The 23,624-nt window shown below is 57.6% G+C and carries 19 protein-coding genes and 7 pseudogenes; 12 read left to right on the forward strand and 14 right to left on the reverse strand.

Going from position 1 to position 23,624, the window contains the following annotated elements; translation table 11 throughout:
• Window positions 1–7 precede the first annotated feature (7 nt).
• Window positions 8–494: pseudogene (locus N8E89_RS26990) on the forward strand (ureidoglycolate lyase).
• Between the two features lie 93 nt (window positions 495–587).
• Here N8E89_RS26990 and N8E89_RS26995 read toward each other — a convergent pair.
• From N8E89_RS26995 to N8E89_RS27010, 4 genes and pseudogenes are all read right to left on the reverse strand, one after another.
• Window positions 588–1,194, reverse strand: a pseudogene (locus tag N8E89_RS26995) (deaminase).
• A 91-nt stretch (window positions 1,195–1,285) separates the two neighbouring features.
• Entirely contained in the window at window positions 1,286–2,578 is a 1,293-nt protein-coding gene (locus N8E89_RS27000) for an NCS2 family permease (protein WP_262263603.1), read from the reverse strand.
• 290 nt (window positions 2,579–2,868) lie between these two features.
• Window positions 2,869–3,645 (reverse strand): trans-aconitate 2-methyltransferase, encoded by a 777-nt coding sequence (gene tam / locus N8E89_RS27005; protein ID WP_262263604.1) that lies wholly within the window; start codon window positions 3,643–3,645, stop codon window positions 2,869–2,871.
• Between the two features lie 62 nt (window positions 3,646–3,707).
• Entirely contained in the window at window positions 3,708–4,127 is a 420-nt protein-coding gene (locus tag N8E89_RS27010; RefSeq protein ID WP_262263605.1) for a DUF2865 domain-containing protein, read from the reverse strand.
• A 402-nt stretch (window positions 4,128–4,529) separates the two neighbouring features.
• Here N8E89_RS27010 and N8E89_RS27015 point away from each other — a divergent pair, with 402 nt between their 5' ends.
• From N8E89_RS27015 to N8E89_RS27030, 4 genes and pseudogenes are all read left to right on the forward strand, one after another.
• On the forward strand, window positions 4,530–4,904 hold the full coding sequence (locus N8E89_RS27015) for a YciI family protein (RefSeq protein WP_262263606.1): 375 nt from the start codon (window positions 4,530–4,532) through the stop codon (window positions 4,902–4,904).
• Window positions 4,901–6,142: an RNA polymerase sigma factor gene (locus tag N8E89_RS27020; protein WP_262263607.1), complete on the forward strand. Its 1,242-nt coding sequence runs from the start codon at window positions 4,901–4,903 to the stop codon at window positions 6,140–6,142. The genes N8E89_RS27015 and N8E89_RS27020 overlap by 4 nt, the downstream gene beginning before the upstream one ends.
• A 105-nt stretch (window positions 6,143–6,247) precedes the next feature.
• Window positions 6,248–6,726 (forward strand): annotated as a pseudogene (locus N8E89_RS27025) (SRPBCC family protein).
• Between the two features lie 15 nt (window positions 6,727–6,741).
• Window positions 6,742–7,173 carry a YybH family protein gene (locus N8E89_RS27030; RefSeq protein ID WP_106665664.1) on the forward strand — a complete coding sequence of 144 codons (432 nt, stop codon included), beginning with the start codon at window positions 6,742–6,744 and terminating at the stop codon, window positions 7,171–7,173.
• A gap of 15 nt (window positions 7,174–7,188) precedes the next feature.
• Here N8E89_RS27030 and N8E89_RS27035 read toward each other — a convergent pair.
• The 10 genes and pseudogenes from N8E89_RS27035 to N8E89_RS27080 form a co-directional block, all read right to left on the reverse strand.
• Window positions 7,189–8,818, reverse strand: a pseudogene (locus tag N8E89_RS27035) (MFS transporter).
• A gap of 783 nt (window positions 8,819–9,601) precedes the next feature.
• Window positions 9,602–10,357: a response regulator transcription factor gene (locus tag N8E89_RS27040; RefSeq protein ID WP_262263608.1), complete on the reverse strand. Its 756-nt coding sequence runs from the start codon at window positions 10,355–10,357 to the stop codon at window positions 9,602–9,604.
• Window positions 10,358–10,625: 268 nt separating this feature from the next.
• Entirely contained in the window at window positions 10,626–11,726 is a 1,101-nt protein-coding gene (locus N8E89_RS27045; protein ID WP_106665661.1) for a helix-turn-helix transcriptional regulator, read from the reverse strand.
• Window positions 11,727–12,087: 361 nt separating this feature from the next.
• Window positions 12,088–12,447, reverse strand: coding sequence for a hypothetical protein (locus N8E89_RS27050; protein ID WP_262263609.1), 360 nt, complete (start codon window positions 12,445–12,447; stop codon window positions 12,088–12,090).
• A 405-nt stretch (window positions 12,448–12,852) separates the two neighbouring features.
• Window positions 12,853–13,677 carry a formylmethanofuran dehydrogenase subunit C gene (locus N8E89_RS27055; protein ID WP_410010481.1) on the reverse strand — a complete coding sequence of 275 codons (825 nt, stop codon included), beginning with the start codon at window positions 13,675–13,677 and terminating at the stop codon, window positions 12,853–12,855.
• A pseudogene (fhcD, locus tag N8E89_RS27060) lies at window positions 13,674–14,583 on the reverse strand (formylmethanofuran--tetrahydromethanopterin N-formyltransferase). The gene N8E89_RS27055 and the pseudogene fhcD overlap by 4 nt, the downstream one beginning before the upstream one ends.
• On the reverse strand, window positions 14,571–16,205 hold the full coding sequence (locus N8E89_RS27065) for a formylmethanofuran dehydrogenase subunit A (protein ID WP_262263610.1): 1,635 nt from the start codon (window positions 16,203–16,205) through the stop codon (window positions 14,571–14,573). The pseudogene fhcD and the gene N8E89_RS27065 overlap by 13 nt, the downstream one beginning before the upstream one ends.
• Window positions 16,199–16,417, reverse strand: coding sequence for a hypothetical protein (locus tag N8E89_RS27070; RefSeq protein ID WP_262263611.1), 219 nt, complete (start codon window positions 16,415–16,417; stop codon window positions 16,199–16,201). Before N8E89_RS27070 ends, N8E89_RS27065 begins: the two co-directional genes overlap by 7 nt.
• Window positions 16,414–17,286, reverse strand: coding sequence for a molybdopterin-binding domain-containing protein (locus N8E89_RS27075; RefSeq protein WP_262263612.1), 873 nt, complete (start codon window positions 17,284–17,286; stop codon window positions 16,414–16,416). Before N8E89_RS27075 ends, N8E89_RS27070 begins: the two co-directional genes overlap by 4 nt.
• A gap of 83 nt (window positions 17,287–17,369) precedes the next feature.
• Window positions 17,370–17,769, reverse strand: a pseudogene (locus N8E89_RS27080) (4a-hydroxytetrahydrobiopterin dehydratase).
• Between the two features lie 102 nt (window positions 17,770–17,871).
• Between N8E89_RS27080 and N8E89_RS27085 the strand changes: the two are divergent.
• From N8E89_RS27085 to N8E89_RS27115, 7 genes and pseudogenes are all read left to right on the forward strand, one after another.
• Window positions 17,872–18,837 carry a beta-ribofuranosylaminobenzene 5'-phosphate synthase family protein gene (locus N8E89_RS27085; RefSeq protein ID WP_262263613.1) on the forward strand — a complete coding sequence of 322 codons (966 nt, stop codon included), beginning with the start codon at window positions 17,872–17,874 and terminating at the stop codon, window positions 18,835–18,837.
• A 35-nt stretch (window positions 18,838–18,872) separates the two neighbouring features.
• Window positions 18,873–19,770 (forward strand): annotated as a pseudogene (locus N8E89_RS27090) (NAD(P)-dependent methylenetetrahydromethanopterin dehydrogenase).
• Complete coding sequence (locus N8E89_RS27095) at window positions 19,748–20,875, forward strand: ATP-grasp domain-containing protein (protein WP_262263614.1); 1,128 nt, start codon at window positions 19,748–19,750, stop codon at window positions 20,873–20,875. Before N8E89_RS27090 ends, N8E89_RS27095 begins: the two are co-directional and overlap by 23 nt.
• A complete protein-coding gene (gene mch / locus N8E89_RS27100) occupies window positions 20,872–21,825 on the forward strand; it encodes a methenyltetrahydromethanopterin cyclohydrolase (protein ID WP_262263615.1) in 954 nt (317 codons plus the stop codon). Before N8E89_RS27095 ends, mch begins: the two co-directional genes overlap by 4 nt.
• Window positions 21,826–21,837: 12 nt before the next feature.
• A complete protein-coding gene (locus N8E89_RS27105) occupies window positions 21,838–22,752 on the forward strand; it encodes an ATP-grasp domain-containing protein (RefSeq protein ID WP_262263616.1) in 915 nt (304 codons plus the stop codon).
• Window positions 22,753–22,827: 75 nt separating this feature from the next.
• Window positions 22,828–23,097: a triphosphoribosyl-dephospho-CoA synthase gene (locus N8E89_RS27110; protein WP_262263617.1), complete on the forward strand. Its 270-nt coding sequence runs from the start codon at window positions 22,828–22,830 to the stop codon at window positions 23,095–23,097.
• Window positions 23,075–23,614 (forward strand): triphosphoribosyl-dephospho-CoA synthase, encoded by a 540-nt coding sequence (locus N8E89_RS27115; RefSeq protein ID WP_262263618.1) that lies wholly within the window; start codon window positions 23,075–23,077, stop codon window positions 23,612–23,614. Before N8E89_RS27110 ends, N8E89_RS27115 begins: the two co-directional genes overlap by 23 nt.
• Window positions 23,615–23,624 lie beyond the last annotated feature (10 nt).

Raw genomic sequence — 23,624 nt, forward strand, 5'->3', positions numbered from 1 at the left:
ATAGCAGATGCGCGAGATATTCGTTCAGCCGTTGACTCGGGAGGCCTTTGCGCCTTTCGGCGATGTCATTGAGACTGAAGGAGCACACAGTTTCCCGATCAACCACGGCATGTGTATGCGTTACCACGACTTGGCCAAGGTCGAGACAACGGGCGAGAATGCGAAAACGCTTATCAGCCTGCTACGCGGCAAGCCCTATGAACTGCCGCTGAAACTTGAAATGGTAGAGCGGCATCCGTTCGGCAGCCAGGCATTCGTACCGCTGTCACAAAAGCCATTCCTCGTCGTGGCGGCCCATGAGCAGCCTGACGGCCCAAGCGAACCGGTAGCCTTCATGACAAAGCCGGGCCAGGGCGTGAACATTCATCGCAATGTCTGGCACGGAATTTTGACGCCGCTTCGAGGGCGTTTCGGATTTCGTTGTCATCGACCGCGGAGGCGATGGTGTCAATCTGCAGGAGCACTTTTACCCCGAGCCATTTCTCATCCGCTAACCCGAAGGAAAATGGCCGCTTTAATGCGGCCATTTTCTGTTTTCACACAGTTCAGATCCTACTTTAACCAGCTGAACGATCAATTGAGCCTGGTCAATTAAGCGGAATGGTGTTCTTGTCTTTGCCGGCCTGGTACCGCGCCGATAATTTGGAATATTTGTCGCTGATCGCTGTGGCGCGCCTTTGCAGCCTGTCCCGTTCCGATGCTGGAAGCTCTGCAATCATCTGGTGGATAGAGTAGCTCTTCCAGAACGCATTCTCCCGATTGTAACCACCGGGCTCCAGCGTGAAAACTTCCTTGAGTATCCTGAGGTCATGCGGGATGGCAAAGGCATCGCGCGAGTCCTCGTGGCTGAAAAAAATAGTAGAAATTGTCAAAGCCGGCCCAGGTGATCGCCGAAAGACACATCGAACAGGGTTCATGGGTCGAGAGAAAGATCAATTCGCGCGGATCAGGGCGTTCGTTTCCCTGGACTTCATAAAACCGCTTCAACGTATGGACTTCGCCGTGCCAGAGCGGGTTTTCGGTTTCATTATTGGTTTCAGCCAGCACGACCGAAAAGTCTGATTTGCGCAGCAAGGCTGCACCGAAAATCTTGTTGCCAGCAGCAACGCCCTTTTCAGTCATTGGAATGATTTGGTGTTCCATCGCGTCAAGCAGCGCGTCAAGAACATTCGCAGTTGAGGGGTGCTGTGTCATGGGTGTCTTTCTCAATGCATATTGGTTCAGGCTTTGGAATAAATCCGGTGCGGATGCGGCGCAACCGTCGCATCCGCACCGTCGCAAGATTTTACGCGGGGAACAGTGCAAACCTTATGATAAACAGGATTGCAACGAGCCACGTTGCCGGATGAATGACGCTTATTTTACCCGTAAACGTCTTCAGCACGACATAGCTGATGAACCCAAAGGCCAGTCCATTGGCGATCGAATAGGTGAACGGGATCATCAGTGCCGTGAGTGCGCCAGGCGTCGATTCAGTAACGTCGCTCCATTCGATATCCACAAGCTCGTGCATCATGAGACCTGCCACATAGAGCAATGCCGGGGCAGTCGCATAGCCGGGGACCGACGCTGCCAGTGGTGCAATGAACAGCGCGGCCAGGAACAGGACGGCAATGGTCAAGGCCGTCAATCCCGTGCGTCCACCCGCCTGCACGCCGGATGCACTTTCAACGTAGGCAGTGGTGCTGCTGGTGCCCAGCAATGAGCCCGCCACGATCGCCGTGCTATCGGCAAACAGCGCGCGACCAAGATTGTTCGGCTTGCCTTCCTGAATGAGTCCAGCGCGCTTGCTGACGCCGATCAGGGTTCCCGTTGCATCAAAGACTTCGACCAGCACAAAAACCAGGATGACTTGCAAGAGTCCTGTATGCAAGGCGCCCATGATATCCAGCTGCAGGAAGGTTGGCGCCAGGCTCGGCGGGGCCGAGAACACGCCCTTGAACTCGCTGACACCAAGGATCATCGACAACACGGTCACGACGAGGATGCCGATCAGGATCGATCCGCGTACCTTGAGCGCATCAAGTGCAGCGATAACAAAGAAGCCGAGGACAGCAAGCAAGGTACCAGTGCCGCCAAGATGGCCAAGGCCAACAAATGTTGCAGGATTGGCCACGATGATGCCGGAGTTTTTCAAGGCAATGAATGCCAGGAATAGCCCGATACCGGCCGCTATTGCGCTGCGCAGCGATTTGGGAATTCCTGCGACGAGCCAGCTGCGTACTCCCGTTACCGTCAGTAGCAGGAAGATACAGCCGGAAATGAAGACGGCGCCAAGTGCTTGCTGCCAGGTGAAGCCCATCGCTGCCACAACAGTGAAGGCAAAGAAGGCATTGAGACCCATCCCGGGAGCCATGCCGATGGGCCAATTGGCCACCATCGCCATCACCGCCGAACCAAGTGCGGCGGCAATACATGTCGCAACAAATATGGCATTGCGATCCATGCCCGTGGAGGACAATATCTCTGGATTGACAAAAATGATGTACGACATTGTCAGGAATGTCGTCAGTCCGGCCAATACTTCCGTACGCACTGTTGTATTGTGGTCGCTAAGCTTGAAAAGCCTTTCGAGCATAATTCCTCCCTTGGCAAACGCCTAAGTCTGCAGTTGCCGCGCGAGCGCTCAGCGCTATGGTGCAGGCATCCGATATTGAATTTTCAATAATTTCCAATCAAGAGATGACGACACACACTCCTCCGCATGCCGGTCCGCTCTCCAGTGTCGCCACCGCGGATATGATTGTGCTTCTTTCGTGACGCCGATGCTAGGCACCCATTCCGCATTCATTTGCGAAACACCTTCAATATTTTATTGATTTCCGGAGACGGCAAATAACCCGGAAGGAGCTGAAGGACCTGGCAAGATTAACGCGTGGCTACAATGAAAATACGCGGGAATGGCAGGAGGACGATACCATCCTTCATTGGCCGGTAGGACTGAGAAAGGCACTCTTTATACTTTTCAAGAAATAGCAACCGCTCTTGCTCGTCAAGCAACGAAAGATACGGTCGCAGCGCGGAGCCCTTGAACCATTCGACGATGCCGTCCAATCCCTGGAGGGGATGATGGTAGGTCGTGCGCCAAACCTCAACACGCTGGCTGAGGGGCCGTAACAACTGATAATAAAATGAAGCATTTCCCACCTTCGTCCGAGAGGAATCCGCTCTCCCCAATTTGGAGGCCCAGTTTTCATCCGCGGCGACCTTCCGCATCGCTACATGGGTAGGCTCTTCCAAATTGTCGGGCATCTGGATCGCCAGGGAACCGCCAGCATTGAGGAAACCCATCAATCTCGGAAAGAGCCGGTCGTGGTCCGGCAGCCACTGCATCACAGCGTTGGCGTACAGCAGGTCAGCATTCCCTTGCGGCCGCCATGTATCGAGATCGGCTGTGTGAAAGTCGTAGCCAGGCAATCGATTTTTCGCCTTCTCTATCATCTCCGCGGAGGAATCAACGCCCTGAACAATTGCCCGTGGGTACCGCCTTATGAGCAATTCGGTTGAGTTTCCCGGACCGCATCCGAGATCGACACTAAATTTGACATCATGATTGGGAACCGCCGAAAGAAGATCAATCGCCGGCCGGGTGCGTTCATCTTTGAATTTCAGATATTGTTCCGGTACCCATTCTGGTTTCGTCATGTCGTTCGATCGCTCCACCCGAACCGCCAGCGCGGCTCCAGGACCACGTCATTGAATCCGTCTTAGAATATCTGATGTGATCGTTCTGACAATGTTTCCCGGGTGAGAATGCCAGCGCGGCCTTCCTCGACCTTCTTCTCAGTTGCGGACGACCTGAAATCGATAGCTCCGGTCTCAACCGGGAAAAACGCGGTCCCAACCATTCTGACATTCCGCTGGGTTGCGTCCGATTCGTCAACATCCCCCTGGGCAGGCTCTTCAATTTCAACGGCAACGTTCAACGGTCCGACGCCGTTCGATTCTGCCGCCACAACGGTGGTATCAACTTCCAGGCTGGGTATTGATTGCACCGATACGACATTCATCTGATTGTTTTGTGCAGCATGACACGCGCAACCGGGAACTGCTTTGACGCCCGCAGTGCGATAGTTGAATGCGTTTGGCAGCTCGCTATAGGGCTTTTTGTCGGCGACAGCGATCATCGCGTCCGATTCGAGTCAACGTTCTGACATGTCAGGCAAACTGGTGCCGAGTTGGATTCCAAAGCATGCGAGGCTGGCTTTCGGCCAATTATCTCGAGCGGTCAGGCGCAGTAGGTCCGACCATCATCGTTCGACCGATCGTTGTTGTCCGCCCGCCATATTACGGGCACAGCCCTCGCCCGCCGAAGCCGCCCTATCGCCCGCGACCGACGTGCAGGATCGCACCAGGTTTCCCTTGCAGGTAAAACTTGACGTTGGCAACGAAGGGCAACGGGGGATTGCGCTGACGATCGCCGCCAGTTCTCTGACCGCGTAGACCCCGCCAGAACTTCATAATTCTTCTCGACCTGATGTCGGGATTGGCCATACTGGATCGTCTTCATAGGAGGAGGAACGATCCGAATGCTTTACGCCATATTGTGCTACAACCCCGAAGATGTCGTCGGTTCCTGGAGCAAGGAAGAGGATGACGCAGTCATGGAACGACTGGCGGTTGTTCAGGATAAACTCAGGGAGCAGGGTCGACTTGGCCCTGTTGCGCGGTTGCTTCCGACCACGGCGGCAACAACGCTCAGAAAGGGCCGTGAAGATCCCATCATTATTGACGGACCGTTTGCTGAAACCAAGGAACAACTCCTCGGATTCTATGTGATCGATTGCGCTTCGCTGGACGAAGCCATCGACACCGCGCGGGATCTCGCACGGGCAGATCCCGGCACCGGTTCATACGAAATCCGGCCAGTTGCAATCTTCCGGCCAGGGTCGAATTTCTCATGAGCGACACCGCCTGGATCGATGCCGCCCTCACCGCCGCCCGTCCGCAAGCGGTCGGCGCGCTGCTGCGGTATTTCCGCAATCTCGACACGGCGGAAGAGGCTTTTCAGGAGGCCTGCCTTCGCGCCCTGAAAAACTGGCCAAAAAATGGGCCGCCCCGGGATCCAACTGCCTGGCTCATATTCGTCGCCCGCAACAGCGCTATCGACGGAGTGCGGCGTCAAGCAAAGCAGCAGCCGCTGCCTCCAGAAGAACATTTGTCCGACCTCGAGGACGCCGAAACCGCAATCGCCGAAAAGATCGACGGCTCGGACTACCGCGACGACATACTGCGCCTGCTGTTCATTTGCTGTCATCCCGATCTTCCGGCCACGCAGCAAATCCCATTGGCACTCAGAATTGTATCAGGCCTCTCGGTGCGGCAGATCGCCCGCGCCTTCCTCATCAGCGAAAGCGCCATGGAGCAGCGCATCACGCGCGCGAAGAGCCGTATCGGTGCTGGCGAGGTGCCGTTTGAGGCACCGGATGCCATCGAACGAGCGGAACGGCTCGCCGCGGTAGCGGCGATGGTCTACCTGATCTTCAACGAAGGATATTCGGCTGGCAGCGGTGAGAGCCAAGCACGCCTCCCCTTGTGCGAGGAGGCTATCCGGCTCGCCAGGCTGCTGTTGCGGATTTTCCCAACGGAACCGGAGATCATGGGATTGACCGCCCTGCTGCTCCTGCAGAATGCCCGGGCCGGAGCTCGCTTTGATGCCGGCGGATCAGTGATACTGCTGGAAAACCAGGACAGAGGTCTGTGGAACCGCAAGATGATCAATGAGGGTCTTGCCCTGCTTGACAAGGCCATGCGGCACAGGCGCCCCGGCCCGTATCAGATCCAGGCCGCCATTGCCGCGCTCCACGCGCGAGCCGTGCACGCCGCCGACACCGATTGGGCCGAAATCGATCTGCTATACACAGCGCTCGAACGATTGACACCCTCGCCGGTAATCACTCTCAATCGCGCTGTCGCCGTGGAAAAGGTGCGCGGGCCAGCTGAAGCGTTGGCCCTGATAGAACCCCTTGAGGATAGGCTCTCCGGCTATTTTCACTTCTTTGGTGTCAAGGGCGGCTTGCTGATGAAAATCGGTCGCACCCGTGAAGCCCGCGAGGCCTTCAATCGCGCCATTGCCCTGGCCAATACTGCTGCAGAGGCGGCACACATCCGCATGCACCTCGACGGTCTGGCTCGAGACTGATTGCCGGCCTGACGTCATTTCCATACAAGAATTTTGCCGGCCGTGTCGGGATGCCCGCGGCTCGTTCGTCCTTGGATCAGAACTGATCAAACAAGGAGAACATCAATGAGCTATGACGCCACCCCGAATCCCGATCGCGATCTCGTCCTGACCCGCATCATCGATGCGCCGCGCGAAAAAAGGTGTTCAAGGCATGGACCGATGCCGACCTTTTGAAACAGTGGTTTGCACCGTTGCCCTATACGACCCCGCATGCGGAACTTGATGTTCGCGTAGGCGGCTCCAATCTCATCGTCATGCGTGGGCCCGATGGCAATGAGTTCCCCAATCGCGGCGTCTATCTGGAAATAGTCGAAAACGAACGGATCGTCGTCACCGACGCTTATACAAAAGCTTGGGTGCTCTCCGAAAAACCGTTCATGACATTGATCCTTACCTTCGAGGATCACGGCGGCAGAACCAGGTACACGGCGCTCGCCCCCCATTGGACGGTTGCGGATCGCGAAGCCCACGAGAAGATGGGTTTTCACGAGGGCTGGGGCATCTGCGCCGATCAGCTTGAAGCGCTTGTCTCGAAACTTTGAAAGAAGGAGAACGAGATGACGAACACCAGCGAAAAGGCCGCCGTTGCAGCCGTGATCGATGACTGGTCCAAAGCAATCGGCGACAAGGATGCGGCGCGGGTCCTGTCCCACCTGAGCGGCGACGTGGTCCAGTACACGCTGGCGCCGCCCCTGCAATACAAGGGTAAGGATGCCGAAGATTTGCAAGGATGGTTTGCGACCTGGAAAGGGCCGATTGGAGGTGAAGCACGCGATGTCGAGATCAATGCCGGAAGCGACGTCGCTTTCGCCAGAAGCCTCGTGCATATGACCGGCACCAAGACCGACGGGGAGCAAGTCGATCTCTGGTTTCGCCAGACGCTCGGTTTGATCAAGCAAGGCGGCACATGGCGTATCGCCCATGTCCACACTTCCGTCCCTTTCTATATGGATGGTAGCTTCAAGGGCGCGTTCGATCTGAAACCTTAAGCGCACCACCGCGGCCTACGACATATCGATCGGTGTTTTGTGAGCGGCTATGTCGTGCGGCAGGATCGTCTGCCGTTCGATCATGCGATGCACACGCGGGTCGGTGACACCGCGATGAAGCGCCCGTATCCGGTCGCCGATTGCCGCGTCAGCCTGAGTTCTGCGCTGATTGTGACGGACATATTCGACCCAGGTCGGCGTGTGATAGCTCTCGGTCCAGATCTCGGGATTCTCCAGATCGCGCATCAACGCCCAGTGCCCTGCCCCGTCGCGAATCCGCACGCGCCGCCGGTCAGCCATAACCGCGAGAAACTCCGGAACGTCTTCTTCGGCAATGACATAGTCGATCATGATCACGATCGGCCCGCTGCGCGGTTTGAGATCCAACGCCAGCAGCGGCTCGCTGAAGCGATTGAGTGGATCGAGGTTCAACGTCTTGAATTCCGGCAATGCATAACGAAGGCCTATAACGGCACCAAGAAGCATGACCACGCTTGAGGCAAGCAGTGCCTTGTCGGCCCCGTATTCCGCTGCCGCGACACCCCATAACCAGCTGCCGCCCGCAATGCCCCCGAATGTCGTTGTCTGGTATAGTGACAAGGCACGGCCAACCACCCAACGCGGCGTCGACAGCTGTACCGTTACATTGAATAATGACAAAGCCAGCACCCAGCAGGCACCGGCCGACAGGAGCCCGGCATTGGTTGTCCAGGCGCTTGGGCTCAGTGCCGCAATCGTGGCGCTGACAGCAGAATCCGGCAAAGGCAATGCGCACGATGGCTTCGCTCGTCAGGAATTCGCGCAGCCGCGCGCTAAGGAGCGCGCCACCAATGGCACCGATCCCGAATGAACCGAGCATGGTGCCATAGACCAGCGGTCCGCCACCGACAAGATCACGCGCAACCAGCGGCAGGAGCGCGAGCACGGCACTGGCCGAGAAACCGAACACAAAGCCGCGAAAAACGACTTTGCCGATGTTTGGCGACATTGCCACATACCGCAAACCTGCAGAGACCGCACGTCCGAGCGCTTCGCGTGGCAACGGGTTCGGTGGGTACTGGGGCTGCCAGCGGAGCAGCGCGAAGATAAGAGGCAGGTAACTGACCGCGTTGACTGCGAAAGCGGCGGCGGCACCCGCCACGGCGACAATCAAACCGCCGATCGCCGGACCAACGCTGCGGGTGAGGTTGAAACCCATGCTGTTGAGTGCAACGGCTTCCGGCAGATTTTCGCGCGGGACCATATCCCCGACCGAGGCCTGCCATGACGGGTTGTTGAGTGCCGTTCCGCAACCGAGGAGGAAGGTGAAGGTGAGAAGAAGCCACGGCGTGATGAGGCTGAAATAGGCAAAGATCGTCAGCAGTACCGAGACGCCCAGCATGAAGGACTGTGCCACAAGCATCACCCTGCGCCGGTTGAAATTGTCCGCCAATGCGCCGGAGATCAGGGAAAAAAGCATGATCGGCAAAGCGGTCGAAGCCTGCACCAGGGCAACCATATCAACGGAATTCGAGATGGTCGTCATCATCCACGCCGCGCCGACCGCCTGGATCAGAGAACCGAAATTGGAGGAAAGGCTGGCGATCCAGATGGTCCGGAAGGTCTCGTGCTTGAACGGAGCGAGTGGTGATTTTCGGTCTGTCACCTCATCAACTTTCCTGTTTTGGCAAGGTTGGGGTTGGTAGAACCCCGTTATAGTCGAGCCGGTCCCGAATGCCAGTCACTATAGCGAACCTCTTAGTTCAGCTTACGTTTTCAATCTTAAGGAAGTGTGGGATATCGGATGGGCGCGGTTCCATGATGACGTTCATTTCCTGCATATCTCCTCCCTTGCCACGCCCTCATTCTCTGAGTCTGGCCATTGAGTGGTTGGGGGAAGACGGGCGGTCGCCGAAGCGCGTCTTGGTAGAAGGTAATGCGATCCGAAGACCGCCCGTCCGGCGACTTTTCATCCCGTCCGTTCCGCTTGGGAGGCTTCGGCACCGGGGAAGGCCATTTGCGGCATTCATGCGTCACCTACGTGCCCCTTAGAGTGCTCGTCCAGCACGCGCCGGTCCTAGTACCGGCGGGGAACCCTTGGACAGAACTTCCCCGGACAGCGGGTCCGTTCCCCGCTTCGAACGGCTCCGGAAGCAGTTCCCCGTGGAAAGGACCGGGTTAGAATAAACCAGGTTTGAAGCGCGTGGATAAGTTGGCGGCATTATTTTTTTGCACGGAAGGACAACGGTTCCACGCCACCCCGGACCTGCGGTCCGGCTTATCGGGGGTCGCCCGTCCTGCGGTGATACGTGCAGTCATTTCCGATTGTCGAAGCGCAGGGTGAGATTCACTGTGGTGTGCAAGATCAAAAAAATCCCTCCCGCAAGGGGAGGGGAAAGAAGGAGCGGCCCCCGTCGCCCCCAAACCTGCATCCTTTGGGAATGACGCTCTAACCCATTTCGTCAAACATGGCGTTGATCTTGTAAATTGCCTCCGCCCGGTTTGTCGCCCGAAGCTTCTTGAGGATATTCCGGACATGGACCTTCACTGTATTCGGAGCAAGTTTAAGAGCGTAGGCAATTGTCTTGTTCGCCTTTCCCAGCCGCAGAACTCTGATGACATCCTCCTCGCGGGGCGTGAACATCCCCCCGCGCTTGGATTGATACCGCCGGGTTCCGAGGATACGCTGAATATCGTTCAGACTTTCCGCCGCAACGAAAACGCCTCCCGCCAACGCCATGGAGATCGCTTCCATGCAAACCGATATTCCGGCATTGCCCGGGAGGTACCCGCGCGCGCCCTGTTCGAGAACACTTAATATCTGCTGAAATCCGCATAGTTCCGCCTGAACGATGACGGGGATATTCGGATATCTCCGCACAAGCCCCTCGATCTCAAGCACAATTGAGTCATCCATGAACCTGGAATTGTCGATGCAGACGAGAATGACTGAAAACTCCGCTGCCTCGAATTCCTCGATATCTTCAACGGAGCCATATGTGACCATACGCAAGCCAAGTCCATTCGCCAGAAGCCCCCACGAAAGGTGCTGCCGCGCAAGGGCACGTCCGTCAATAATGGCAAGGGTTCGTTGTGGTCTGAGTTCGGTCGATGCAATGTGGAACTCGGCACGACGGGCAGCCGCATGTCGGTTGTAAACGGCATGATCGGCGTCCGGTATTCTTTCATACATGATTCCTGACATTTTTTACCCCCAAATCATACTCACTGACACAAATGTCAGTACTGGTAACTTCGAGTTGTATGACATTACTGGCCGTGGCAACTGGATCACTTTCAGTGCGGAAGTTATCCGGCCGCCTGCAAGCTTCGTTTATTATTCGTTGGTTACCTGCCTGCCACAATCAGGAAAGAATTACTCAACGCACCGCCATAGTTGACGATTTTCCCGCAAAGCGCTTCACCCTGCAGGGTGAAGCCGAAAAAACGTTCATTTCGGTTGAAACGGTTGATCAAGGCGACTCAAACCCCGCGATCATACGAATTAGTTCGATCTGGCTGCCTGCGTTCGTCTTGGCGTAGAGACTCTTGATTTGTGAACGGATGGTTTCGCGGGACAGACCCGCCTCCGCCGCGATTTCATCGGCGGATCTTCCGCCAATAAGTCCGTTCAGCGCCCTCGCTTCAGCGGCGGTGAGCGAATGCATACTGACGAATTCTTCGATGTCAAAAATGCGCTGCTGTGCGCGATGCGGCTCCAGGATCACAACAACCGTTGGCCCCTCAAAGAAAAAAGAAAACCGGTCCTTCTGGACATGGATCAGCGTCACCTTCGCGTCGCCGACAATGTAGGACGCGAATTTTGGCTCAACCGATGTCCGATCCAACATTCGCTGCAGCATCGTGTCGGCTTCATGGGATGCTATATGCAGTTTGCCTGACGCAGAGGTTCTGACACAGGTCCCATGCTCAATGATTTTTTGCGCCGTCTCCGACACCGACTTGATCCGCGAATTGTCGCCCACAATGATGAGCCCAACATCTATTGCATCGAAGGCCAAGCCACGCGCTTCCTTGCTGAACCTGTTGAAGGAGCGATTTTGGTAGTATTTGAAAACCCGGTGAAGGTGGGGCGCAAGACGCGTGAGCAGCTCAGCCGCGCTATGGGTTCTCTCGCTCTCCCGGTCGCTCGTGAGGATGCTGAGCAGGAAAGAACGGCCTTCATTGCGAACGATTGTCACACCGACTGCCGAACTCAGTCCCGCCGGTACGAGAAAGTCGGTATAAAATTCCGTCTTTACGAGCTGGTCGTACGGCAACATTTGCTCGGCTGTAACACCAAGGCCAATCGTCCGCACCGAGGCCTTGGGCATCCACGGATTGATGCGGCAGAAGTAAGTATCGTATTGATTGATCTGCTTTTCGGTCAGGCCGGATGTCAGCGACAGGGCCCCGCTGGCTTTGTATTGATCGTGATAGAACAGGGTCGATTTCCCATCGGGGAGCGTCTCAGCCAGCCGGTCAAGGAAATGCTGCCAGCTGGTCTCACCCAGCAGGGAAGCATAAACCAGATCGATAAATTCATCGTCGATAAGCTTCAAGTCGTGCTTCATCCCGCGCCGCCGCTGAATTACCTTATCAGCGCGCAAGTATAGCGCCGCAAAAGAATTTTACCACAGCAAGTCTAAACAATAGGAACGAACATCCACCTGTGTAGGGCCTTTTCGCAGGTTTGCCCTGTTTAGACCCGGTTCTGGCACACCCAGGTGGGCAGGCGGGGAGGAGTGTGCAGGTTAGTTAAATATATAGCCCTAACTGATTATCGGATAATCCATAATACGGTTCGACTCTCAGTATATGCTACCTTATTATCCAATAGTTACAAAGACCTACCCTTTATTTTATGCAGCGTAGTAATATTAAATTCTTTTATATTATTGCGCTGCATTCATTTCAAACCGATACTCCTTAACTTTAGATGAATTTACCGGCGCGATGCGGATTTCCGCTCCACGGCGCAGCGAGATCTGCATCCGGATGCGGGATGAGACGATGGCAGCAGCACTCAATCGGCAATTGTACGAGGCAACCGTCTTTGACAGCGGCGCACTCGGGCTCAGCACAAGTGTTGTCCATCACTTCACCGCCGCCGCAATCTATTGGGCGTCTGTCAGCAGGGATGGAAAGCATACGGGGGATGTGACGATCGTTGTAAGCGATGACGCGGCCGCGGTGCAACTCGCCGTCGATCTTGCCGAAGTCCAGGCCAATCCCGGCGACCCGCATGGCGCCGGCCGGCAAACGGTCTCGACCAAAGGCTACGTGGTCTTCCATGCAACGTCCGGGACCGGATGGTCTGTGCAGCTGAGGCAAGGCAGGCGGGTGATATTTGACAGCACGCACCTGAAAAAGGGCGACATCTTCGCTCTAACACTGATCGAGCCAGCTCACTACAAGATCGATAACATGCTGGGTAGTGCCAAGGGATCCGCCGAGGTTCGGTTTACGCGGGCCGACGTCAAGCGGCTAAGCGAATTGAAGCCCGTCACGGTGGAAGTGAGCAAGTCGTTCGATCCGCAGCACTTCAAACTGATCTCGACCCAAGGCCTGATCTACCGAATCGAGACAGATGCCCGGATCGTCATTACGCGGCAGGAAAAGCGGGTAGCGAAATCGCACCTGCCAGAGGCCGATCCTGAAATGGCGCTGGCGGCGATCTCGACGCTTCCGGTAGTTGAATCAACTCATTTGGCTACCGCGCCGGAACAGGATCTCGCCCTTACCCGATACGGCATTGTCGCCGCCATATCTGCCCGGTTTCTGGCCGAGCAGTGGCTTGTCCAGAATCTTCTCGTTGATGAGAAACCGGTCGAAAAGACCAGAAAAAGCGATGTCCGGTTCACCGCAAGCAACGAAAGTCCGCGAGAGCTGTTCGGGGGGGCGATCAAACAAAAGGGATCCCCGTTTCATCAGATAGCCGGGCATTGCACCGACCCGTCCCGTAACCACGATCGTCCCGGCGATCATACGGTAGCCGGCATAGTCGCCGCACCCTTTAAGGATGACGACCGTGCCCCGCCGCAGCCTGTCTCCGGCATAGTCTCCGGCCTTGCCGCGAACGATCAGGATTCCGCCTTCCATACCGGTGATTTCGCCCGAGAGTGGCCCGGCCAGATTGTCGCCGGAGTTACCTTTGATCTCCAGACGGCCGCCAGCCATGCCCGACCCGGCATGGTGACCAACATTGCCTTCGACGAGCAATGATCCGCCGGACATTTTCCTGCCCGCCTGGCTGCCAACATGGCCGGTGACGCGTATTGCGCCGCCATTCAGTCCCGCGCCGACCCTGTCCAGGCGCGAACTGCTTCCATCGAACACGAGGCTTTCCGTATCCTTGCCGGTGAGCTTGAAGATATCACCGACCAACGCAGGGTTGCGGCTTGTGCCCACGCGCAGCCTGGCGATCTGAGCTTCGGTCAGCCTGGCCAGCAACGCCGGCGTCAGGCCGGAAAGGTCCAGACGCTCTTCCGGTTCTGCGAGGAGCGAGAAGGTCAGCGCTTTCATGGCAGCAAGTCCTTCAGATGATAGTGAAACTTGCCAAGCTTGCCGCCGTAATTGCCGGCGCTGACGCGAGATCGCCCCCTTCTTGGGGCCAAGATCAATGACGGCCCTCAACCCTGCCCGCATCGCTGCCGCAACGGCGTCACTGGTCTCGCCATCGATGACGATTTCCAGAACCGCATTGACATCAGGCGTCAAGGCACTGTTGACGACACCCCGCAGCGTCGGCGCGAAGGCATCATTGGTGGATGCCATCATGCCCTTGTATTTACCGCCGACTTTCGAACCGGAGCGGACGATGCCACCCGGAAACGGCATGATCGCCCCCGGCACTTTCTCGATAGCCGCCACTGCACGCTCTGCGGCGTGCAGTGCTTTGGTATTGTCGGCCGCGAGAAACAGCAGATTGCCGCCCCCCACGGCATTCTTGGTCAGCCCCGTCGTCGCTTCGCACAGGAACTCCCCGTCCATGACCGGTACGCGCCAGTAATGCCTGCCGCCAAACTTCTTCGATATCTGCCAGCCATCGCCGAAATAACGCAGCGAATTGCCGAGATCGAGCGGCGCCGAACCTTCCAGCCCCGCAAAGCAGGCGCTGCCGGGCGACGTCAGAACGCATTGTCCGAGCCGGCTTTTCAACTGCTTCTGCAACTCGTCGGTGCCCATCGCAAAAATCATGACACGACAGCCCGGGCGGCCATCCGGCGTCTTCGTTTCCGGCACGTCCATATCGATCGCCGCCTCGCAGCCGCAGCCGATGACCGAGGTTGCATAACCGGTCATTGTGGTGGCTGCCTGCCGAGCCCATTTCAGCGTCGGCGCAGTGATGATAATCGCCGTCGCCCGCATGCCGAAAGCCTCGGCAAAAGTGTCGTCGATCAATACGCCGTTGCGGGTCAGTTGTTGCATGAGACCTCCGCAAATGGCGCATCTCTTTGGATAGCGGAATCAGGGAAGGTGAACCAATCGAGCGACAGGCCATAGCGCTCTTCGTGATAATCCCTCATGCGCTTGATCATCGCCTTGTCCGGCGGCGGATTGAGCCGCAACGTCTTGCCCCAACGGTAGTGCGTAACCTTGCCATTCTTGACCACGAGGTCGCCATTCTTGAAAACCAGCGCCGCCTCCCGGAACATCTTGGCAAAGTCCTTGCCCTTGCGATAGACCGCGACATCGGCAATGGCTCCCGGCCCCAAATGACCGCGATCCCCGAGGCCGAGCAATCTGGCCGGCGCTGCGCGCGTCATGATCGCTATCTCTTCAAGCGTATATTCGCGGCGCACCGAGGCGAGCGTCGTCAATTCCAGTGCTGTCGCGTTCAATTCGTTGGATTTCGCGTCACGGGCACCGCTGCTCATCAGCAGTTCGAACAATTCCGGATAGGCAGTAAATGGTGCACCGTTCGGATGATCGGTCGTGAAGAACACCCGCCACGGATCGGTGACGAGCAGGAAAAGCTCAAGCCCCACCGCCCATTGCAGCGAGCCGTAATAATCCTGCTTGTAGCGATAGGGGACGATGCCACCGCCGCCATTGCCATCGCCGTCCACGATAACGGTCTTCTTCGGGCTGGCATTGCCGATGGCTGTGAACTGCCGCATCACGTCCGAAGAGATCGTCACGGTCTGGCCGAACATCACCTGGCCGATATCGATAGTCACATCGGGGTTAGCGTTGACAAGCTCCGCCAGCCGCGCCGCCTCGGATGAGAACTTGCGTTTGCCTTCGGTGCCATAGCCATAGAACTGCAGATGGGCGAGATGCAGCGGCACCCCCTCGGTGGCCGCAATGGTGTCGGCGGCCGTATCGGCGCTGCCGGCGATGCCGAGATTGTTGGCATGTACATGGAGCGGGTGCGGTATTCCGAGCCGGGTCACCGAAGCCTGCAGCGACTTGACGATCTTGCGCGAACTGACGCCATATTCGGGCACGACGTCGTCGAACGAGAAGGAGCGGACATTCTCCTTGAAAGCCGCGGCCGCACCGGCATTGATGACCTTGACGCCAAGAGCGCGGGTCGAACCGACGACCCAGGCGATGTAGTCATCAAGCATGGCTGAGGACTTACCGTTGCGAAGCAGCGACAGGGTGAAATCGTCATTGCCAAGAATGGCCAGCGTCGCCTTGTCGATGATCGGAATATCGGCGAGTTCAAGGTGCGTATGCAGTGCCGTGTACGGTGCCATGGCGGGTTCGACCACCGTGGTGAAGCCCATTTGCGCGTAGAGAGTGCCGGTCTGGAAGGTAGACCAGCCGGCATTGGAAAGCGGAGTATTGGCTGGTCGCGGCTGGTGAGCCGCATGGTGTTCTGGCAGCAGCAGCCGGGCCGTATTCACATTGCCGCCGCCGATATGCGAATGGATATCGATGGCGCCGGCCATGACGATACAACCAGAAACGTCATGAGTCTGATCGGCAGTCTCACCCATGGGCGGATCGATCAGCACGTCATCCTTGATCCAGACATCGCGCTGGCGGGCTCCATTATTGACCGGGTCGATAACCTCGCCGCCGACGAGCCTGATCAGCATGGCAAAGCCCTCCTGCCGGGCAAGGCTTCCGCCAATTGCTGCACGATGCTCGAGATGCTTGGCAATTGCGACGGTGCAGACGCGGCGACGGCCCTGAATGTGCCTACCCGGCTGGAATAGGTGACGCCGTCATGATCAACCCCGGCTGTCCCGACAGAAATCGTGACCGCCGCTCCAGCGGTCGGCGCTTCATTTTTGCTCAGCGAAATCAATGCGATCCTTCCCCGCGCGGGGGAGTTTCACCGCCCCTCGTCGACATCCAGACATGAAGATCCGCTTCCTTTTCACGGATCATGCGCTGGACGTCCCACCGCACGGGATCATAGCTTGGGAGGCTATTGGAGAAACCTGTCCGGGGTGGAAACCCGGTCATCCACAGGGACGTGAGCGCGGTACCCCAGGCATCATCGTCGGCAGGCAGAAACACGCTGCTGGCCCGACCATTTTTATTGAGATCCGCAATCAGCCCCTGCAGCATCACAAGGCCTGCCGCTTGGCCGGAGGCGCCGGAAAAGACGAAGACGGGGAACTGGCTTTTGTTCAGGGCCTGTCTGAACTGCGCAACATTGCCCAGTGGCGATGCTACGTGGCGCCCGTGCAGTTCAGCGCGAAGCACGGCCAGGGCGCCTTCAAGCGAAAGGCCATCGCCGCCGAGCGAAACAGCCTTCAATTTCCTGGTATCAGCCGAAACTGTCCCGGAGCCGCTGGCGTGGAACCACAAGCGTTTGTTACGATCGCCGAGATCAGGCCGCGAGGCCGCCCATGATTCCAACATTTCATGATGCGGCGCGGGAATTTCGCCGACGAGGACGATCAGGCTGGAGCGCCGGCGCGCTTCGCCCGGCGTTGTGAACATGCCGCCATGGTTGGTAAACAGGGAAACCTCATTGGCAAGAGTCTCGCCCAGCGCATGATCATAAGCACCGCCTAACCTCTCAGCCAGCGCAATGGCACTGCGTGTGCCATGCACATCCGTATCGAGGGTAAAAACTGGACAGCGGCTTGATGCCAGAAGCTTCGCAGCATTCTGAATTGCATCCATCAAAGAGACCGGCTGGCTGCCAACCCATGCAACCGACATATTCCGCAACTTTCTGGTGCCAACCTGAGCTTAACCAAATTTTTTCGAATGTGAACCCTGCGGCCCAGCAAAAAAGCATGCGATCAATCGTCGTACTTAACGTAGGCGAAGCGCTGGTCGGTTTGCGGCGTTCCTTCCAGTGATCCCGACTCCTTGCCCGGCTGCCACTGGACGATGCTCTCGATCTTCCTGGCGAGTTCGAAATCCTTGTCGGTGATGCCCTTCGCGGCATGATTCTGCAACAGGACCTCCACCCAGGCGTAAGACGCCTTGAGATCTGGATGGTGCCAGGCAGCTTCTGCCAGATGCCCGATCGTATTGATGACCATCAAGGTCGATTTCCACCCATGCGTCTTGTATTTGCGACAGAATCCAGCCGTTCTCATAGCGCCAATGCGGTAAATCGCTCTGCAGTTTTGCGACAATTTCGCTTTCCGAATAGACTTTTTCCTTGGGTTCGGCCTTCTTTGTTTCATCCGACATTCGCATTACTCCCTATTCTTTGCGCATCACGCTTGCACCTCGTTTGAAAGACGATATCATAGTGCAGGGCCCGATTTTTGAGATTGTGTAAAGATTAAACAAATGTCGGAATCCGTCACGATCAAAGTGCCCGCTCGCCTGCATCTCGGCTTTCTCGATATACCGCGCTCAGGTCAGGACCGGTTTGGAAGCGTCGGCTTGCCCATTCAGGATATTGAGACAGTCCTGACGATTTCCCGTGCAACAGACATACACATTCATGGTGAGGAACAGGCCCGCATCGCACAGCATATCGCTACGCTTTGCGCTCATCTTGGCATCAAGACACAGCACCGGGTCAGCGTGCAACGGGCCATCCCGCGCCATATTGGCCTCGGTTCCGGAACGCAGATCGCCATAGCCGTGGCGGCTGGGCTGCGCACACTGCATGCGCTGCCGCTTGATACTGCCCAAGATGCCGTACTGCTCGGACGCGGCTCGCGATCGGGGATCGGCATTGCCGCATTCGAAGAAGGCGGCGTGATCGTCGACGCTGGCAAAGGTTTCGGGCAACAGGCGCCGACTGTCATTTCGCGCATTCCGTTTCCGGAAGCCTGGCGCATCATCCTTGTCCTCGACACCGCGGCGCAGGGCATGCATGGCGAAGCCGAGATCGAAGCCTTCCGCACTTTGCCGCTGTTCCCGGCAGCAACTTCGGCTCTGATCTGCCGCCATGTGCTGATGAGCGTCATGCCCGCTCTCGTCGAGCAGGACCTAGCCTCGTTCGGCAGGGCGGTGGAGGCCATTCAGACCGAAATCGGCACTTATTTTTCACCGGCACAGGGCGGCGTTTTCACCAGCAGGCTGGTCGAGGCCACATTGCACCGCCTCGTGAAGGCTGGTGCTGTCGGGATCGGCCAGAGTTCATGGGGGCCGACGGGCTTTGCTTTTGCCGCCTCACAGGCCGATGCGGAACGCATTGTGGGCGAGATCGGTGGACGTTCTCCCGGTACCGCCATCCAGATTGTCGCGGGCAGAAACGCGGGCGCGGAGATCACGCATACCGCATTGAACCTCGCCAGGGCTTGAACCATGGGCACTATGGTCAAAGAGGAGCGGAAAACATGAGCCGCAAAATGATCCTTCATATGCTGACACCCCTCCGGCACATGAGTCCGTTCGACGTCAACATGGCGCTCGATGCGGGCTATGATGCGGTTATTCCCTATACGGATGTCGAGCTTTCCGATGTCAGCAACCTTGTTCAGGATGCCATCTTTTTCGCGCCCGCCGGAGGCAGGCGTCGCGACCGGCATTTTCCTTGCCGGCAAAGACGCGCCGCTGGCGCTCGACATGCTCGACGCGGCAAAGAAATCCATGGTACCGCCCTTCGAAATCTCGGTATTTGCCGATCCGGCGGGATCGTTCACGACCGCGGCGGCGATGGTCGCCAAGGTCGAGAAAGCACTGGTCAAGCACCACGACCGCGAATTGAACGGGACCTCGGTGGCGGTCTTTGGTGCGACGGGCGTGGTCGGCTACTGCACGGCAGTAATCGCGGCCGGCGAGGGGGCGCGTGTAACAATCGTCGGCCACGACGGCATTGAGCGCGTTCAGGAGGTCGCGGCATCGATCATGCAGCGGTTTGGATTGACGGTCGAACCGGCTGATGGATCGACCGAGGCCAAAAAAAGCACCATTGTGGAAGGCACGGAGGTCGTCCTCGCGGCGGCAAAGGCAGGCGTGCAGGTGATCTCGAAAGCGCAGCTCGGTTCGGCGGGCGGACTTCTGGTTGCTGCCGATGTGAATGCGGTGCCTCCGGCTGGTATCGAAGGACTGAAAGTAAATGCAAATGGTGAGACGCTCGATGCGACACAGGCTGTCGGCATTGGTCCGCTCTCGATTGGCAACGTCAAATACAAGACGCAGGCTGGTTTGTTCGAACAGATGATCAAGGCCGAAAAGCCGGTCATCTTTGATTTCCGGGACGCATTCACCCTTGCTCGCGACCTTGCCAAATAGACCCGAGATCCTGATCGTTGCGATCTCTGGCCGCTCGCTTGCAGCAGCAGCGAAGCAGGCCGGTTTCCGGCCGCTGGTCGCGGACCTTTTCAACGATGCGGACACGCTCGCGCTGGCAGACCGCGCAGTGAAGCTGTCGGGCAGCCTGGAGGCGGGAATCGATGAGGATCAGATCGTCGACACGCTGACGGATCTGGCTCGCGGCTATGCACCCACTGCGGTCGTGTTTGGTTCCGGATTTGAACGAAAGCCGGAAATGATCGACGCGATATCGAAAATATTTCCGGTTGCCGGCAACAATGCCAAGACGATTCGGCTGGTAAAGGATCCCTCCAGTCTTTCCCGCCTCTGTTCCGATCTGAAAATTCCGCATCCCGACATTCGTTTCGACGTGCCCGACAACCAACAGGAATGGCTGACGAAACTCGCCGGTGGTGCGGGAGGGTCGCATGTGAAGCCAGCCAATGGCGGTGCTTCCGGCCACGAACGCTATTTTCAGCGCTTCATTCCCGGCAAGAACCTATCCGCGCTGTTTCTCGCCGACAGGCACCAAGCCCACATTGTCGGCTTCAGCCGGCAATGGTCTTCCCCCTCCAGACACGCGCCGTTTCGCTATGGCGGGGCGGTGCGGTTGCGGCGTTACAACAGGACAAAATCAGTGCTGATTGGCGATTGGCTCACCGCGTTGACCCGGCGCACTGGCCTTGCAGGCCTGTGCAGCGCCGATTTCATCGACGACGGTTGCGGCTTCCATCTCATCGAAATCAATCCACGCCCCGGCGCGACGCTGGATATCTTCGACAGCAAGGAGACGCCGCTGCTGCGCGAACATTTGCGCGCCGTCATGGGCCACAGGATATCGGTGCCAGCTTACAGAGGTTCCGCCGCATCGGCGATCGCCTATACCGCGCGAGCCATCAGCGCCTTTCCGCACGTGGCGTGGCCGGCATTGACGGCAGATCACCAGATGCCGGGCACTGCTCTTGCGGCTGGTGATCCCGTTTGCACTGCATTTGCCACTGCAGATTCGGCTATCGCCGCAATGAGGGCCGTCAAGAGCCGCGTCAAGGAACTAGCAGTTCATTGGAGGGAGGAGTTCCGATGAGGGACGGTCATGCCTATCTGAATAGAAATGCGCAACGCATTGCCGATTCGATGATCGAGGATGCCGACCGCCTCGGCATTGAACACAGCCGCGGCAGTCTCGGTGAACGGCTGATCGATGCTGGCGCGAACAGTCCGGGCGGCATCGAAGCGGGCCTTCGCATCGTCGAGATCTGCATGGGTGGCCTGGGCACCGTGTCCGCCGCTCTGGGCACAGGCAAATGGCCCTATTGCGTTGATGTTCGCTCGTCACAACCGGTGCTTGCGTGCCTTGGCAGCCAATATGCCGGATGGAATCTTTCGCACGAGAAGTATTTTGCCATGGGATCCGGTCCGGTGCGGGCCCTTGCGCGTGTAGAACCGCTTTTCGACAAGATCGCCTATCGCGAACCGGACGCAGACTCGTCAGTCATCGTGCTTGAAACCGCAACGCCGCCGCCGGCAGCGATTGTCGAGAAAGTGTCGAATACGACTGGCCTCGATCCCGAAAAGCTGACATTCATCTATGCTCCGACACAGAGCCTGACGGGTTCCATGCAGATCGTCGGCCGGGTGCTGGAGGTAGCACTGCACAAGGCACACGACCTGAACTTTCCGCTTGATGCGATTGTCGATGGTGCAGGCCGCGCGCCGATTCCTGCGCCACATCCGGATTTTCTGCAGGCCATGGGCCGGACCAATGACGCGATCATCTATGGCGGGATTGTTCAGCTTTACGTCCGCGGGAGCGCCCAGGACGCACGCGACCTGGCGGAACAACTTCCAAGCCGGACGTCACGGGATTACGGGCAGCCGTTCGCCGATATCTTCAAGAAGTTCAAAGGCGATTTCTACGCCATCGACCCGCATCTGTTCAGCCCTGCCGAGGTGATCGTCACCGCGATCGAAACCGGTGATACATTCCGCAGCGGTCGTGCTGACAATGCAATGCTGGAACAATCTTTGGGGTGAGCTGAAACAAAAATGCCAGAGACGATACTGATCCTATCCGACCGGCCTGATCGTCAGGTAAGGCAGCTTCAATCCTCGTTCAAGTCGCTCGGATTCGACGTCCTGGCGCTGGCTTTGGCGGATATCGGTTTCGACAGCCGTTATCCATCAGGAATTGCAATTCCGGCGATGAACGGCGCCCTACCCGTCGCTGTGATTGTGCGATCGATCTCATCGGGAACATTCGAAGCGATCACGCGCCGTCTCGGCATATTGCATGCCTTTGCCCATCTTGACGTTCCCGTTTGGAATTCAGCCAAGGCTATCGAGCGTTGCGTCGACAAATCGACCACGACGTTCTTTCTGGCGCAGGCAGGTTTGCCCACGCCGGAGACTTTCGCCGTCGAGAGCCTCGCAAATGCCAAGTCTGTCGCAGAACGTGAACTCACGCACGGTCCTCTGGTATTGAAACCTCTTTTCGGCTCACAAGGCAAGGGTATTCGCCTGATCCGGCATATTGACGACCTGCCCGCACCGGAAGAAATTGATGATGTCTACTATCTCCAGCGTTATGTGGCGCATTCCGGACCGCCCTTCTGCGATTACCGGGTCTTCACCTGCGCTGGTGAAGTGCTGGGCATGATAACGCGTCGTGCCGAGGGCTGGATCACGAATATAGCCAAGGGCGCGAAGGCGGAGCCTGTCGTCGGGCCGTTGCGCTTCAAACTGGAAAGCCTTGCCCTCGCCGCGTCCGCGGCAATCGGCACGGATTTCGCCGGGATCGATATTGTCCCGGCGGCCGATGGCAGGCTTCTGGTGCTCGAGGTCAACAGCATGCCCGCCTGGACCGGACTGCAATCGGTCGTTCCAGTCAAGATCGCCGATTGCATTGCCAATGCGCTGGCCGCGCGGATCGTACCGCGACTGGACGAGAGGCCCGCGGCGTGACACCGGCACGCGAACAGATCAGGCGGGCCTATATCGATGCCTGCTATCAGGAAATCGAAGCGTTGAAGCCCGGCAATGTGCACCGATCTCGCCGATGGTCATCGTATGAACGCCCAGCAGTTTTTTGAAAGCGCGCAAGTGTCGTCGCATGCGGTTTGTGATCCAGCGCTTTCCATGGGCCGGCGCATTCTTGAGGGGGTCACGGCAACGCGAAACAGGATCGGAACCAACACCAATCTCGGCATTCTGCTCTTGTGCGTTCCACTCGCAAAGGCTGCCGAAAACGTCAATTCCGATTTGCAATCAAGTCTTGCCGAAACGCTTGAGAAACTGGAACTTCGATGACGCACGCGATGTGTTTTCGGCAATCGTGCTGGCGCAGCCCGGCGGGCTGGGCTCAGCGCCCAAGCACGATGTCTCGGCGGCGCCAGAGGTCCCCCTTCTCGAAGCGATGCGGGAGGCGGCTGACCGGGACATGATCGCCCGGCAATATGTGACCGGGTTTGGCGACATTTTCGCCGGCGGTCTCTCGGCGCACAAAGCTGCGATCGACCGCAATGAGCAGGGAATGTGGGCGACTGTTTTTGTCTATCTGTATTTCCTGTCGGCCTTTCCCGACGGCCACGTTGCCCGCAAGCTTGGCAATATCGTTGCCGAGAATACGCGAAAGGAAGCCGGGCAAATTCTCAAGCGCATTGAAGGCCTGAGTGAGGGAAAGGAACGCGAAAAAGTGCTTCTTGCTTTTGATGCCAAGCTCAAGGCCGACGGCATCAATCCGGGGACTTCCGCCGACCTGACAGTCGCCACCCTTTTTGCATTAAAACTCAACTTGGCCTTGCATAATGTTGAGGTAAATGCTTGAATTTCACCAG

Origin of the sequence: Phyllobacterium sp. A18/5-2, assembly GCF_025452215.1 — a bacterium.
In the GTDB taxonomy this organism is placed as follows: Bacteria; Pseudomonadota; Alphaproteobacteria; order Rhizobiales; family Rhizobiaceae; genus Phyllobacterium; species Phyllobacterium sophorae.